This window comes from Streptomyces thermolilacinus SPC6 (genome assembly GCF_000478605.2).
GTDB classification, from domain to species: domain Bacteria; phylum Actinomycetota; class Actinomycetes; order Streptomycetales; family Streptomycetaceae; genus Streptomyces; species Streptomyces thermolilacinus.
Genome location: NZ_ASHX02000001.1, coordinates 3,022,627 through 3,036,774, shown reverse-complemented (window position 1 = coordinate 3,036,774; position 14,148 = coordinate 3,022,627). Strand labels below are relative to the sequence as shown.

Sequence of the window (14,148 nt, the reverse complement as noted above, 5' to 3'; positions counted from 1 at the left end):
TGAAGGACTTTGAAGCCAAGCGGGCCATGGGATACTCCTCGGCATGCCCGAAGCCCAGGAACCGAGCGTCGAGCCGAGCCTCGACGAGCAGATCGCCGCCTATCAGCGCGAGTACCGCGACCTGGACCCCCAGGTCGAGCAGGTCGTCTCGGCGCTCGGCCGGCTCAACCGGCGGATGAACGTGGCGTACGGACGCCAGCTCGCCGAGCTCGGCATCAGCAACGCCGAGTGGGAGGTCCTGAAGACGCTCGTCCTCGCGGGCGCTCCCTACCGGATGGGGCCGAGCGAACTGGCGAAGCGCCTGGGCCTCACCCCGGCCGCGATGACCCACCGCATCGACCGGATGGCCGGCGAGGGTCTTGTGACCCGGGACCGGGACGAGAACAACCGGGTGCGGGTCATCGTGGAGCTGACCGACGAGGGCCGCGCCAAGTGGCTGGAGGCCATGCGCATGGCCACCTCGTTCGAGGGTGACCTGCTCCAGGACCTCTCGGGGGACGAGCGGGGCGTCCTCGGAGAGCTGCTGACCAGGCTGCTGCGCCGGGTGGAGCACGCCCAGCCTGACGCGGGCGGCAGGCTCACGGACCTGGACGGCTGACAGGCGGTCAGGCGGGCGCGAGACCGGTGTCCGGTCGGCCGTGGCGGGGGCTTGACACGGCCCTCGACGGTCCGTAAAGTTCTTCGGGTTGTCGCGGAGCCGGACCGGTTCTGTGGCAGCCACTCCGCCGCGAAAAGCGGCAATCAAACCCAAGCACGATCTCCTCACGGGGTGGATTTCGGCATGCCGTAATTCATTCCAGCGGCTCGATTATGAGCAGCCGGGGAAATCAGCTAGAGTTTGAAACGTCGGAACGGCCCAACGGCCGCGAGGACAAACCCCGCTGACTGGGGGTCAGGCCCGAAAGGATCTGATAGAGTCGGAACCGCCGGAAAGGGAAAGCGCGAAAGCGAAGAACGGCCCGGCAGCCCGCTCCAGCGGGTGGCAGAAACGGAAAACGGATCTGCTAAGCTGGAAACACCGAAGGGAAGCGCCCGGAGGAAAGCCCGCAGGGAACTGAGGGTGAGTACAAAGGAAGCGTCCGTTCCTTGAGAACTCAACAGCGTGCCAAAAGTCAACGCCAGATATGTTGATAACCCCGTCTCTCTGAGACGAGGTTCCTTTGAAAAAACACAGCGAGGACGCTGAGAACCGGAAGGACTATTCCTCCTTCGGGTTCCGCTCAACGCGAGTGTCACCGGGATAACCCGGAAGCATTCACGGAGAGTTTGATCCTGGCTCAGGACGAACGCTGGCGGCGTGCTTAACACATGCAAGTCGAACGATGAACCCACTTCGGTGGGGGATTAGTGGCGAACGGGTGAGTAACACGTGGGCAATCTGCCCTGCACTCTGGGACAAGCCCTGGAAACGGGGTCTAATACCGGATACGACCACTTCAGGCATCTGATGGTGGTGGAAAGCTCCGGCGGTGCAGGATGAGCCCGCGGCCTATCAGCTTGTTGGTGAGGTAACGGCTCACCAAGGCGACGACGGGTAGCCGGCCTGAGAGGGCGACCGGCCACACTGGGACTGAGACACGGCCCAGACTCCTACGGGAGGCAGCAGTGGGGAATATTGCACAATGGGCGAAAGCCTGATGCAGCGACGCCGCGTGAGGGATGACGGCCTTCGGGTTGTAAACCTCTTTCAGCAGGGAAGAAGCGAAAGTGACGGTACCTGCAGAAGAAGCGCCGGCTAACTACGTGCCAGCAGCCGCGGTAATACGTAGGGCGCAAGCGTTGTCCGGAATTATTGGGCGTAAAGAGCTCGTAGGCGGCTTGTCGCGTCGGATGTGAAAGCCCGGGGCTTAACCCCGGGTCTGCATTCGATACGGGCAGGCTAGAGTTCGGTAGGGGAGATCGGAATTCCTGGTGTAGCGGTGAAATGCGCAGATATCAGGAGGAACACCGGTGGCGAAGGCGGATCTCTGGGCCGATACTGACGCTGAGGAGCGAAAGCGTGGGGAGCGAACAGGATTAGATACCCTGGTAGTCCACGCCGTAAACGTTGGGAACTAGGTGTGGGCGACATTCCACGTCGTCCGTGCCGCAGCTAACGCATTAAGTTCCCCGCCTGGGGAGTACGGCCGCAAGGCTAAAACTCAAAGGAATTGACGGGGGCCCGCACAAGCGGCGGAGCATGTGGCTTAATTCGACGCAACGCGAAGAACCTTACCAAGGCTTGACATACACCGGAAACACCCAGAGATGGGTGCCCCCTTGTGGTCGGTGTACAGGTGGTGCATGGCTGTCGTCAGCTCGTGTCGTGAGATGTTGGGTTAAGTCCCGCAACGAGCGCAACCCTTGTCCCGTGTTGCCAGCAGGCCCTTGTGGTGCTGGGGACTCACGGGAGACCGCCGGGGTCAACTCGGAGGAAGGTGGGGACGACGTCAAGTCATCATGCCCCTTATGTCTTGGGCTGCACACGTGCTACAATGGCCGGTACAAAGAGCTGCGATACCGTGAGGTGGAGCGAATCTCAAAAAGCCGGTCTCAGTTCGGATTGGGGTCTGCAACTCGACCCCATGAAGTCGGAGTCGCTAGTAATCGCAGATCAGCATTGCTGCGGTGAATACGTTCCCGGGCCTTGTACACACCGCCCGTCACGTCACGAAAGTCGGTAACACCCGAAGCCGGTGGCCCAACCCCTTGTGGGAGGGAGCTGTCGAAGGTGGGACTGGCGATTGGGACGAAGTCGTAACAAGGTAGCCGTACCGGAAGGTGCGGCTGGATCACCTCCTTTCTAAGGAGCACTTCTAGACCACGCAAGTGGTCCAGGGGCCAGTACATCAGCGAATGTCTGATGCTGGTTGCTCATGGGTGGAACGTTGACTATTCGGCCAGGCAACTGGGCCGGAGGCTGCTAGTACTGCTCGTAAGAGCGTGGAACGCATGATCTCCGGACAGGGACCGGGTCGGGCGCGCTGTTGGGTGTCTGAGGGTGCGAGCGCTGCTCGCCCTTCGAACGCCGGCCCCAGTGAACTCGCCGCGGTTGCGGTGGGGTGATGGGTGGCTGGTCGTTGCTTGAGAACTGCACAGTGGACGCGAGCATCTGTGGCCAAGTTTTTAAGGGCGCACGGTGGATGCCTTGGCACCAGGAACCGATGAAGGACGTGGGAGGCCGCGATAGGCCCCGGGGAGCTGTCAACCAAGCTTTGATCCGGGGGTGTCCGAATGGGGAAACCCGGCAGTCGTCATGGGCTGTCACCCTTACCTGAACACATAGGGTAAGTGGAGGGAACGAGGGGAAGTGAAACATCTCAGTACCCTCAGGAAGAGAAAACAACCGTGATTCCGGGAGTAGTGGCGAGCGAAACCGGATGAGGCCAAACCGTATGCGTGTGATACCCGGCAGGGGTTGCGCATGCGGGGTTGTGGGATCTCTCTTTCACGGTCTGCCGGCCGTGAGACGAGTCAGAAACCGTTGATGTAGGCGAAGGACATGCGAAAGGTCCGGCGTAGAGGGTAAGACCCCCGTAGCTGAAACATTGACGGCTCGTTTGAGAGACACCCAAGTAGCACGGGGCCCGAGAAATCCCGTGTGAATCTGGCGGGACCACCCGCTAAGCCTAAATATTGCCTGGTGACCGATAGCGGATAGTACCGTGAGGGAATGGTGAAAAGTACCGCGGGAGCGGAGTGAAATAGTACCTGAAACCGTGTGCCTACAAGCCGTGGGAGCGTCGCTCACATCTTCGGATGTGGGTCGTGACTGCGTGCCTTTTGAAGAATGAGCCTGCGAGTTTGCGGTGTGTTGCGAGGTTAACCCGTGTGGGGAAGCCGTAGCGAAAGCGAGTCCGAACAGGGCGATTCAGTAGCGCGCTCAAGACCCGAAGCGGAGTGATCTAGCCATGGGCAGGTTGAAGCGGAGGTAAGACTTCGTGGAGGACCGAACCCACCAGGGTTGAAAACCTGGGGGATGACCTGTGGTTAGGGGTGAAAGGCCAATCAAACTCCGTGATAGCTGGTTCTCCCCGAAATGCATTTAGGTGCAGCGTCGTGTGTTTCTTGCCGGAGGTAGAGCACTGGATAGGCGATGGGCCCTACCGGGTTACTGACCTTAGCCAAACTCCGAATGCCGGTAAGTGAGAGCGCGGCAGTGAGACTGTGGGGGATAAGCTCCATGGTCGAGAGGGAAACAGCCCAGAGCATCGACTAAGGCCCCTAAGCGTACGCTAAGTGGGAAAGGATGTGGAGTCGCAGAGACAACCAGGAGGTTGGCTTAGAAGCAGCCACCCTTGAAAGAGTGCGTAATAGCTCACTGGTCAAGTGATTCCGCGCCGACAATGTAGCGGGGCTCAAGCGTACCGCCGAAGTCGTGTCATTCCAGCATGAGGGCCAACGCCCGCTGGGATGGGTAGGGGAGCGTCGTGTGCCGGGTGAAGCAGCCGCGGAAGCGAGTTGTGGACGGTTCACGAGTGAGAATGCAGGCATGAGTAGCGATACACACGTGAGAAACGTGTGCGCCGATTGACTAAGGGTTCCTGGGTCAAGCTGATCTGCCCAGGGTAAGTCGGGACCTAAGGCGAGGCCGACAGGCGTAGTCGATGGACAACCGGTTGATATTCCGGTACCCGCTTTGAAGCGCCAGCGCTGAACCCAGCGATGCTAAGCCCGTGAAACCGCCGTGTGCGTCTTCGGACAAGCACGGAGTGGTGGAGCCGGTGGCCCAGACTGGTAGTAGGTGAGCGATGGGGTGACGCAGGAAGGTAGTCCAGCCCGGGCGGTGGTTGTCCCGGGGTAAGGGTGTAGGACGTCACGTAGGCAAATCCGCGTGACACATAGTCTGAGACCTGATGCCGAGCCGATTGTGGTGAAGTGGATGATCCTATGCTGTCGAGAAAAGCCTCTAGCGAGTTTCATGGCGGCCCGTACCCTAAACCGACTCAGGTGGTCAGGTAGAGAATACCGAGGCGTTCGGGTGAACTATGGTTAAGGAACTCGGCAAAATGCCCCCGTAACTTCGGGAGAAGGGGGGCCACGCCTGGTGATGGAGTTTACCTCCGGAGCTGGGGGTGGCCGCAGAGACCAGCGAGAAGCGACTGTTTACTAAAAACACAGGTCCGTGCGAAGCCGTAAGGCGATGTATACGGACTGACGCCTGCCCGGTGCTGGAACGTTAAGGGGACCGGTTAGCTTGGATTCGTCCAGGCGAAGCTGAGAACTTAAGCGCCAGTAAACGGCGGTGGTAACTATAACCATCCTAAGGTAGCGAAATTCCTTGTCGGGTAAGTTCCGACCTGCACGAATGGCGTAACGACTTCTCGACTGTCTCAACCATAGGCCCGGTGAAATTGCACTACGAGTAAAGATGCTCGTTTCGCGCAGCAGGACGGAAAGACCCCGGGACCTTTACTACAGTTTGATATTGGTGTTCGGTTCGGCTTGTGTAGGATAGGTGGGAGACTTTGAAGCTGTGACGCCAGTCATGGTGGAGTCGCCGTTGAAATACCACTCTGGTCGTGCTGGATGTCTAACCTGGGTCCGTGATCCGGATCAGGGACAGTGTCTGATGGGTAGTTTAACTGGGGCGGTTGCCTCCTAAAGGGTAACGGAGGCGCCCAAAGGTTCCCTCAGCCTGGTTGGCAATCAGGTGTTGAGTGTAAGTGCACAAGGGAGCTTGACTGTGAGACCGACGGGTCGAGCAGGGACGAAAGTCGGGACTAGTGATCCGGCGGTGGCTTGTGGAAGCGCCGTCGCTCAACGGATAAAAGGTACCCCGGGGATAACAGGCTGATCTTCCCCAAGAGTCCATATCGACGGGATGGTTTGGCACCTCGATGTCGGCTCGTCGCATCCTGGGGCTGGAGTCGGTCCCAAGGGTTGGGCTGTTCGCCCATTAAAGCGGTACGCGAGCTGGGTTTAGAACGTCGTGAGACAGTTCGGTCCCTATCCGCTGTGCGCGTAGGAATATTGAGAAGGGCTGTCCCTAGTACGAGAGGACCGGGACGGACGAACCTCTGGTGTGCCAGTTGTTCTGCCAAGGGCATGGCTGGTTGGCTACGTTCGGGAGGGATAACCGCTGAAAGCATCTAAGCGGGAAGCCTGCTTCGAGATGAGTATTCCCACCTCCTTGAGAGGGTAAGGCTCCCAGTAGACGACTGGGTTGATAGGCCGGATATGGAAGCCCAGTGATGGGTGGAGTTGACCGGTACTAATAGGCCGAGGGCTTGTCCTCAGTTGCTCGCGTCCACTGTGTTAGTTCTGAAGTAACGAACTCCCGTTTGGCTGGTTGAGTTCATCTTCATAGTGTTTCGGTGGTCATAGCGTTAGGGAAACGCCCGGTTACATTCCGAACCCGGAAGCTAAGCCTTTCAGCGCCGATGGTACTGCAGGGGGGACCCTGTGGGAGAGTAGGACGCCGCCGAACAAATTGTGACGGGAAGCCCCGCATCTGATGATGCGGGGCTTTTCGCATTTCCGGGACCGTTTCCGGACCGCCGGGACCGTTTCCGGACCGCCGGGGCCGGGCAGGCCGGCCCCCGCGTCCTACGACTCCGGGCGCACCAGGCGGGTGTCGTACGCCAGGATCACCGCCTGCACCCGGTCCCTCGACCCCGTCTTCGCCAGGATGCGGCCCACATGGGTCTTCACCGTCGACTCGGCCAGGTGGAACCGCTCGGCGATCTCCGTGTTCGTCCAGCCCCGGCCGATCACCGTGAGGATCTCCCGCTCCCGCTCCGTCAGCGACGCCAGCCGCGGGTCCGGTGCGGGCGCCGCCCCCGGCACCGTCGGCAAATGCCGGGCGTACGCGTCCAGCAGCCGTCGCGTCAGCCGCGGCGCCACCACCGCGTCGCCCGACGCCACCGCCCGTACGCCCGACAGGACGTCCTCCGGCTGGGCGTCCTTCAGCAGGAACCCGCTCGCGCCGGCCCGCAGCCCCGCGTACGCGTACTCGTCCAGATCGAACGTCGTGAGGATCAGCACCCGCGTCCGGCCGCCCGACGCCACGATCCGGCGCGTCGCCTCGATCCCGTCCATGCCCGGCATGCGGATGTCCATCAGCGCCACATCCGGGCGCAGCTCGGCCGCCAGACGCACCGCCTCCGCACCCGTCCCGGCCTCACCGGCCACCACCACGTCGTCCTGGCTCTCCAGGAGCATGCGGAAACCGAACCGCTGCAACGGCTGGTCGTCCACGATGAGCACGGTCGTCACGTCACGGAATCCTTCGGCAGAGACAGATGGACACGCCAGCCCCCCGACGGGGCGGGCACAGGACCGGCTTCGAGCGTCCCGTCGTACAGCGCGGCACGCTCCCGCATGCCCGTCAGACCCCGGCCCCCGGGGCGGTCACCGCCAGCCGGGGCCGCACCCCGCAAGGCCGGGCCCGAGTCGGTCACCGAGACCGCGACACCCGCCCCGCCCTCGTACGACACCTCCACCGACGCCGTCGCGCCCGGGCCCGCGTGCTTCAGCGTGTTCGTCAGGGCCTCCTGCACCACCCGGTACACCGTCAGCTGACGGCCCGGCGGCAGGGGCGCGGGGTCACCGCGGACGGTGAAGCGCACCGGCAGGCCGGCCGCCCGTACGCCCTCCAGGAGCTGGTCCAGATCGGCGAGCGCCGGCTGCGGGGAAAGCTCCGGGGGCGAACCCGGGGCGGGCGGCTCGTCGCGCAGGACACCCAGCAGGCGGCGCAGCTCCGTCAGGGCCTGACGGCTCGTCGTCGCGATACCGTCCAGCGCCTGCGCCGCCCGCTCCGGCGACTTCGCCGCCGCGTACCGGCCGCCGTCCGCCAGGCCCGTGATCACCGACAGGTTGTGGCCGATGATGTCGTGCATCTCCCGCGCGATACGGGCCCGCTCCGCCGCGGCCGCCAGCCGGGCCTGCTGGTCGCGCTCCACCTCCAGCCGGCGTGCCCGCTCCACCAGCGACGCCGTGTACTCCTGCCGCGTCCGCACGACCACCGCGCCCAGCGCCACCAGCGCGTACGCCCACAACGGCGCGACGATCAACTGATCCCAGGAGCCCCGCGGGAACCGCACCGCGCCCACCACCAGCGGCGGCACCAGCAGCGCCAGCGCCCACCACAACCGGCGCAGCGGGAGCCGCAGCGCCATGTTGAACACGACCACGAGCTGGATCAGCGCCGCCTGGAGCAGCGCCCCCGTCCACTGGCTGACCAGCGCCGCCGGGGCCATCACCAACAGGACCGCCAGCGGGCTCCGGCGGCGCCACAGCAGCGGCACCGACAGCACCAGGCTCAACGCCACCACCAGGTCGGGCGGCACGTCCGGGTCCGCGGCGATGTTCCGCCACCCGCCCCGCGCGTCGATCAGCGCGGCCAGCACGAAGAAGCCCGTCAGAGCCGCGTCCCACACGAGCGGGCGGCGCCGGTCGAACGCCCGCACCCGGTGCAGCACCGACTGCACCCGTGCCGTCAACGTCCCGACGCCGCCCGTCTGTTGTTCCATGCCGCCCATCCTCGTACGGGAAGCCGTCACACGTCGCGTCGTTTCAGCAGCGCAGCCGCCAGCGCCAGCGTGCCGCCCGCCCACAGCAGCAGCGCCAGCAGCGCGGCGCCCGGCGATGCCGCGCCCGGCAGCGGGGTGGACGAGCCGAGCGCGTGCACGGCCTGCGTGGGGAAGTACCGCAGCGCCTGCTCCGTCACCTCGTACGGGAGTGCGCCCAGGATCTCCGGGACGATCACGACACCGCCGATGAACACGCCGAGCGCGCCCGGCACCGAGCGGAGCAGCGCGCCCAGGCCCAGGGCGATCAGAGCGATCAGGGTGACCCCCGCGGAGTTCCCCGCCAGCGCGGCGAGCACCCCGTCGTCCCACAGCGAGCCCGCCTTGTCGGTGTCGGCGAGGAGCGCCTGCGCCGCCGGGTAGGCGACCAGGGCGGTGACGAGGCTGAGGGTGAACGCCGTGGCGGTGAAGACGGCAGCCTTCGCCCACAGGACGGGGAGGCGGGCCGGTACGGCGGTCAGCGTCGCGCGGATGGAGCCCGTCGCGTACTCCCCGGCCGTGACGAGGATGCCGAGGACGGCGAGGCAGATCTGCGACAGGAGGGTGCCCTGGAGGACCAGCACCACCGGGTCGATGTCCGAGTCGCCGCCGACGGACTCGTAGGTGCCGCCCATCAGCAGGGCGACGGCGAGCACCAGGAGCACGGCGGTCGCGGCCGTGACGCGGGTGGAGCGCAGCGAGCGGAGCTTGAACCACTCCGAGCGCAGGATCCGGCTCGGGGTCACTCCGTAGGGGGAGGCCGTCTCCGGGGCGGGGAGGGTTTCGGCGGTGGTCACGCGGTGGCTCCCTGGTACTCGACGGTGTCGCGGGTGAGGTCCATGAACGCCTGCTCCAGTGACGGGTCGCGGGGCGTCAGCTCGTACAGGGGGATCGCCCTCCCGGCGGCGGTGCGGCCGATGTGCGGCGCGTCCACACCCCGTACGTCCAGAGCGTCCGGGCCGTCGACGGTGACCTCGGCGTGCGGGTGTTCGGCGAGGAGCGCCCGGCCGAGGTCCTCCGCTTGCGGGGTGACGACGCGGACGGTACGGGCGCCGGAGCGCCGTACGAGGTCGTCGACGGACGTGTCCGCGAGGAGCCGGCCGCGGCCGATGACGATCAGGTGGTCGGCGGTGAGGGCCATCTCGGACATCAGGTGCGAGGAGATGAGGACGGTGCGGCCCTCGGAGGCGAGGGAGCGCAGGAGGGTGCGCATCCACAGGACGCCCTCCGGGTCGAGGCCGTTGACCGGCTCGTCCAGGACGAGCGTCGCCGGGTCGCCGAGCAGGGCGGACGCGATGCCGAGGCGCTGGCCCATGCCGAGGCTGAAGCCCTTCACCCGGCGGTCCGCGACGCCCGTCAGGCCGGCCAGCTCCAGTACCTCGGTGACGCGGCGGCGTGGCAGGCCGTGGGTGAGGGCGAGGGAGTGGAGGTGGGCGCGGGCGGTGCGGCCGGGGTGGACGGAGCGGGCCTCCAGGAGGGCGCCGACCTGGGTGAGGGGCGCCGGGTGGGAGGCGTACGAGCGGCCGTTGACGGTGGCGCGGCCGCGGGTCGGCGCGTCCAGGCCGAGGAGCATGCGCAGGGTGGTGGACTTGCCCGCGCCGTTGGGGCCGAGGAAACCGGTGACGGTGCCGGGGCGGACGGTGAAGGTCAGGTCCTGGACGGCGGTTCTCGCGCCGTACGTCTTGGTGAGGTCATGTGCCCGGATCATGCCTTCGACGCTAGGGAGCGGGGCGCCGCGGGGCGTCCGACCCGGGGCGGGAGCGCGCGCTGTGGAGTCGTACCGGGGTATGACGGGGTTTATGCGGTTGCCCGGGGGCCGGGGCGGTGGGAAGTATCGGGGGATGACGTATGTGGTGCGGCCCGTGCGGGCCGAGGAGTGGCGTGCGGTGCGGGAGCTGCGGCTGGCGGCGTTGCGGGACCCGGTCGCGCCGCTCGCCTTCCTGGATACGTACGAGGCCGCGGCGGCGCGGCCGGACGCGTTCTGGCGTGAGCGCACAGAGGGGGCCGCGGAGGGCAGTGGCACCGCGCGGCAGTTCGTGGCGGTCGCGTCCGGCGGGCGGCTGGTCGGGTCGGTGACGGCGCTGGTGGAACGGCGGGGCGCCGACGTGGTGTTCGGCGAGGTGCCGGAGGAGGACCAGACGCACCTGGTGGGCGTGTACCTGCGGCCCGAGGCGCGCGGGGTCGGCGTGGCGGAGAAGCTGCTGTGGGCGGCGGTGGACTGGTCGTGGTCGCTGTCCGACCCGGTGGTGCGGCGGGTGCGGCTGTACGTCCACGAGCGGAACGCGCGGGCGGCGGCGCTGTACCGGAAGGCGGCGTTCCGGCCGACGGGGCGGGCGCTGCCGGTGGAGGGCGGGCCGGGCGCGGTGGAGCAGGAGTACGAGATGCGGCGCCCGAGCGCGTGCGCGGGGAACTAGGGGACTGGGGGCCGGGCCCCGCTGGGGTACCAGGGGGGGTGCCTCCGTCGCCGGGGTACCAGGGGCCGCTGCCGCCGGGGTGGTGGGGGTGCTCAGGGGGCCGGTGCGGCGAGGGGGGTCTGCCAGCGGGCGCGGGCCTGCTCCTGGGAGCGGAGCAGTACGAGCGTCGGGAGGCCCTGGTCGTGGCCGGTCGCGAGGAGCTCCGGGACGCGCGGGAGCGGGGCGACGGCGGCGACGTCGTCGAGGACGACGGTCATTGGTGGGTCGAGCCGACCGTCGGATGACCGTGCGGCCATGCGGCGGCCGTGCTCGACCACGTGCGAGGCGAGGGCGGTCAGGAGGGGCATCGCCCCGGGGTCGGTCCGGGGGTCCTCGATCGGTTCGCCCACCACGTAAAGGGTTCCCCCTTCGGCGGCGAATGATTCCAAGGTCAGGGCGTCGGTTCGGTTCGGGGTGCAGGCCTCGCGGATGTGGACCAGCGACAGCGCGGTCAGCGCACGGGCCGTCAGTGCCCGCGCGGCGTCGCGGCGTTCGGGGTAGGCGGTGAGCGCGGACTCCAGCAGCCCGGCGTGGCTGTTGGTGGCCTTGGGGTGGGTACGCAGGACGCGTACCGGCTCGTGGGCCGTGCCGGGGTGGTGCGCCCAGCGGTGGATTTGCTTGAACGGGCGTCCGTCGACGGCCGCCGCGTGCAGCCAGCAGCGCAGCAGCGTCTCGGCGGTGTCGGCGACAGCGGCGTCCACGCGTGCCCGGGGCCGTACGGGGGCGAGGAGCGCGGCGGCGCGGGCGGCGGCCGTGGCGGTGTCCTCGCAGCCGTCGGCGGGCGACCAGTGGAGGCGGGCCGGGCTGTCGCAGAGGTGGCCCGGGTCGTACAGGAGGACGGGGCCCAGCTTGGCGCGGGCGTCCTTCGTGTCGGCCCACAGGGCGGGGTCGGACGTGACGACGAGCGCGGGGCCTTCGGCGTCCAGCACGGCCTGGAGGGCGCGGGGGCGACGGGCGGCGCGGTCGCCGTAGACGAGGCGCGGCGCGGGGGCGCGGGGCGCCGGGAGGACGGCGGGTGCCGGGGCGGTGGCGTGCGCGGCGGTGGGGGCCGGGGTGCTGAAGTCGTGCGGTGTCGTGGTGAGCGGTGCCGCTTCGAGGGCGGCCGTACGGGGCTCCCGTACGGGGTCCCCCAAGGGTGCTCGATGTTCCCCTACGGGGTCCCGTACGGGTTCGGGGGCGGGTGCCGTCCGGGGTGCCGTCGTCGGGGCGGGCGCCTCGGACGCCGTTGCCGTGGCCGCCGCCCCGCCCTGGTGGCCGTGCCGGGCGGCGCGGGCGGCCGCCCGTACCGCACGCCAGCGGGCCACCGTACCGATCACGAACACGGCCAGCACCGCCGCGACCATCAGTTCGCCGATCAGCAGCCCCCAGAACACCCCGTACCCGGGGAGCTGATCGGCCGGCGTCAGCGGCCACGCGCCCGCCAGGTCGCGCGGGTCGGCGATCAGGTGGCGCAGCGCCAGCGGAGTGCGGGTGAAGGTGACGCCGCGCGGCCAGGAGCCGTGCGCGAACAGCCCGGCAAGTCCGGTCGCCGTCCACACCATCAGTGTCATGCCGAGCAGGAGGCCCAGCAGCCCCACGAGGAGCCCGTCGGGGATGCCGCCCCCGCCACTCCCGCCGCCCCGCTGAGCACCGGGCCCCGGACCCGCACCCGGACCCGCCCCGGCACCGCCGCCCGGCCCGGGTCCCCGCGTACCGTTCATGCTCACGCCACCGTCGACTCGGGCGAGCCGTTCATCTGCCGCTCCATCAGGGCCGCACGCTGCTCCGCCTCCCACTCGGCGGCCTTCAGGTCGTCGGGCAGCTCGGGCGGGGCGGACTCGGTCATGGCGCGGTCGGTGTAGACGAGGGGCCGTTCGGCCTCGGTGATCAGGTGTTTGACCACCTGTACGTTGCCGTTGACGTCCCAGACCGCGATGCCCGGCGTCAGCGTCGGGATGATCTCCACGGCCCAGCGGGGCAGGCCGAGCACGCGCCCGGTTGCCCGCGCCTCGTCGGCCTTCTGGGCGTAGATGGTGCGGGTGGAGGCCATCTTGAGGATCGCCGCCGCCTCCCGTGCCGCCGCCCCGTCGACCACGTCGCTGAGGTGGTGGACGACGGCGACGAAGGACAGGCCGAGGCGCCGCCCGAACTTCAGCAGCCGCTGGAACAGCTGCGCCACGAACGGGCTGTTGATGATGTGCCACGCCTCCTCGACCAGGAAGATGCGCTTCTTCCGGTCGGGGCGGATCCAGGTGTGCTCCAGCCAGACGCCGACGATCGCCATCAGGATCGGCATGGCGATGGAGTTGCGGTCGATGTGCGACAGGTCGAAGACGATCAGCGGCGCGTCGAGGTCGATGCCGACGGTCGTCGGCCCGTCGAACATGCCGCGCAGGTCACCGTCGACGAGCCGGTCGAGGACCAGCGCCACGTCGAGGCCCCAGGCCCGTACGTCGTCTATGTCCACGTTCATCGCGTGCGCCGACTCGGGCTCCGGGTGGCGGAGCTGCTCCACGATGTCGGTGAGGACGGGCTGCCGGTCGGTGATCGTGTCGCTGACGTACGCGTGGGCGACCTTCAGCGCGAAGCCGGACCGCTCGTCCAGGCCGTGGCCCATCGCGACCTCGATGATGGTGCGCAGCAGGGCCAGCTGGCCGGTCGTGGTGATGGACGGGTCGAGCGGGTTGAGGCGGATGCCGTCGTCGAGGGCGGCCATCGGGTCGAGGCGGATGGGCGTGATGCCCAGCTGCTCGGCGATGAGGTTCCACTCGCCGACGCCGTCCTCGCCCTGCGCGTCGAGCACGACGACCTGCCGGTCGCGGAAGCGGAGCTGGCGGAGCACGTACGTCTTCTCCAGCGCCGACTTGCCGTTGCCGGACTCGCCGAGGACCAGCCAGTGGGGGGCGGGGAGCTGCTGCCCGTACAGCTGGAACGGGTCGTAGATGTACCCCTTGCCGCTGTACACCTCGCGGCCGATGATCACGCCGGAGTCGCCCAGGCCGGGCGCGGCGGTCGGCAGGTAGACGGCCTGGGCCTGGCCGGTGGAGGTGCGGACGGGCAGGCGGGTGGTCTCCACCTTCCCGAAGAGGAAGGAGGTGAAGGCTTCGGTGAGGACGGACAGCGGATCGCGCATCATCAGGCCCCTATCGTCCTATCGTCTCGTCCTGCGGGCGGTCGTCATCCGGTCGTCGTCCACGGCGTCGCCCCGCTTCACGAGGGCGCCCGGC

Annotated in this window: 8 protein-coding genes and 3 rRNA genes; 5 read left to right on the top strand and 6 right to left on the bottom strand. The window is 67.6% G+C overall.

Annotated features, from left to right (window positions below; genetic code table 11):
* Positions 1-43: 43 nt before the first annotated feature.
* The 4 genes from J116_RS13020 to rrf all read left to right on the top strand — a co-directional run bounded on the left by J116_RS13020 (position 44) and on the right by rrf (position 6,409).
* Positions 44-598 (top strand): MarR family winged helix-turn-helix transcriptional regulator, encoded by a 555-nt coding sequence (locus J116_RS13020; RefSeq protein ID WP_023587511.1) that lies wholly within the window; start codon positions 44-46, stop codon positions 596-598.
* 656 nt (positions 599-1,254) lie between these two features.
* A 16S ribosomal RNA gene (locus tag J116_RS13015) occupies positions 1,255-2,782 on the top strand.
* 313 nt (positions 2,783-3,095) lie between these two features.
* Positions 3,096-6,217, top strand: a 23S ribosomal RNA gene (locus tag J116_RS13010).
* Positions 6,218-6,292: 75 nt separating this feature from the next.
* A 5S ribosomal RNA gene (gene rrf / locus J116_RS13005) occupies positions 6,293-6,409 on the top strand.
* Together the 16S, 23S and 5S rRNA genes form the textbook arrangement of a ribosomal RNA operon.
* Positions 6,410-6,528: 119 nt before the next feature.
* On the opposite strand, the gene J116_RS13000 is transcribed toward rrf, so the two are convergent.
* The 4 genes from J116_RS13000 to J116_RS12985 are packed head-to-tail and all read right to left on the bottom strand — an operon-like array spanning position 6,529 to position 10,197.
* Complete coding sequence (locus tag J116_RS13000; protein WP_023587510.1) at positions 6,529-7,197, bottom strand: response regulator; 669 nt, start codon at positions 7,195-7,197, stop codon at positions 6,529-6,531.
* The gene (locus J116_RS12995) at positions 7,194-8,453 is read right to left on the bottom strand and encodes a sensor histidine kinase (protein WP_023587509.1); all 1,260 of its coding nucleotides are present in this window, start codon (positions 8,451-8,453) and stop codon (positions 7,194-7,196) included. The genes J116_RS13000 and J116_RS12995 overlap by 4 nt, the downstream gene beginning before the upstream one ends.
* Before the next feature lie 26 nt (positions 8,454-8,479).
* Complete coding sequence (locus J116_RS12990) at positions 8,480-9,286, bottom strand: ABC transporter permease subunit (protein WP_023587508.1); 807 nt, start codon at positions 9,284-9,286, stop codon at positions 8,480-8,482.
* Positions 9,283-10,197, bottom strand: coding sequence for an ABC transporter ATP-binding protein (locus tag J116_RS12985; protein ID WP_023587507.1), 915 nt, complete (start codon positions 10,195-10,197; stop codon positions 9,283-9,285). Before J116_RS12985 ends, J116_RS12990 begins: the two co-directional genes overlap by 4 nt.
* Before the next feature lie 133 nt (positions 10,198-10,330).
* Here J116_RS12985 and J116_RS12980 point away from each other — a divergent pair, with 133 nt between their 5' ends.
* On the top strand, positions 10,331-10,903 hold the full coding sequence (locus tag J116_RS12980) for a GNAT family N-acetyltransferase (RefSeq protein ID WP_023587506.1): 573 nt from the start codon (positions 10,331-10,333) through the stop codon (positions 10,901-10,903).
* A gap of 92 nt (positions 10,904-10,995) precedes the next feature.
* On the opposite strand, the gene J116_RS12975 is transcribed toward J116_RS12980, so the two are convergent.
* Positions 10,996-12,642: a type IV secretory system conjugative DNA transfer family protein gene (locus J116_RS12975; protein WP_235617343.1), complete on the bottom strand. Its 1,647-nt coding sequence runs from the start codon at positions 12,640-12,642 to the stop codon at positions 10,996-10,998.
* 2 nt (positions 12,643-12,644) lie between these two features.
* Entirely contained in the window at positions 12,645-14,054 is a 1,410-nt protein-coding gene (locus J116_RS12970) for an ATP-binding protein (protein ID WP_028964004.1), read from the bottom strand.
* Positions 14,055-14,148: the final 94 nt, after the last annotated feature.

Coding starts and splice junctions, on each gene's coding strand:
- J116_RS13020 (WP_023587511.1), top strand. CDS start 44: ATGCCCGAAGCCCAGGAACCGAGCGTCGAGCCGAGCCTCGACGAGCAG.
- J116_RS12995 (WP_023587509.1), bottom strand. CDS start 8,453: ATGGAACAACAGACGGGCGGCGTCGGGACGTTGACGGCACGGGTGCAG.
- J116_RS12985 (WP_023587507.1), bottom strand. CDS start 10,197: ATGATCCGGGCACATGACCTCACCAAGACGTACGGCGCGAGAACCGCC.
- J116_RS12980 (WP_023587506.1), top strand. CDS start 10,331: ATGACGTATGTGGTGCGGCCCGTGCGGGCCGAGGAGTGGCGTGCGGTG.
- J116_RS12975 (WP_235617343.1), bottom strand. CDS start 12,642: ATGAACGGTACGCGGGGACCCGGGCCGGGCGGCGGTGCCGGGGCGGGT.
- J116_RS12970 (WP_028964004.1), bottom strand. CDS start 14,054: ATGCGCGATCCGCTGTCCGTCCTCACCGAAGCCTTCACCTCCTTCCTC.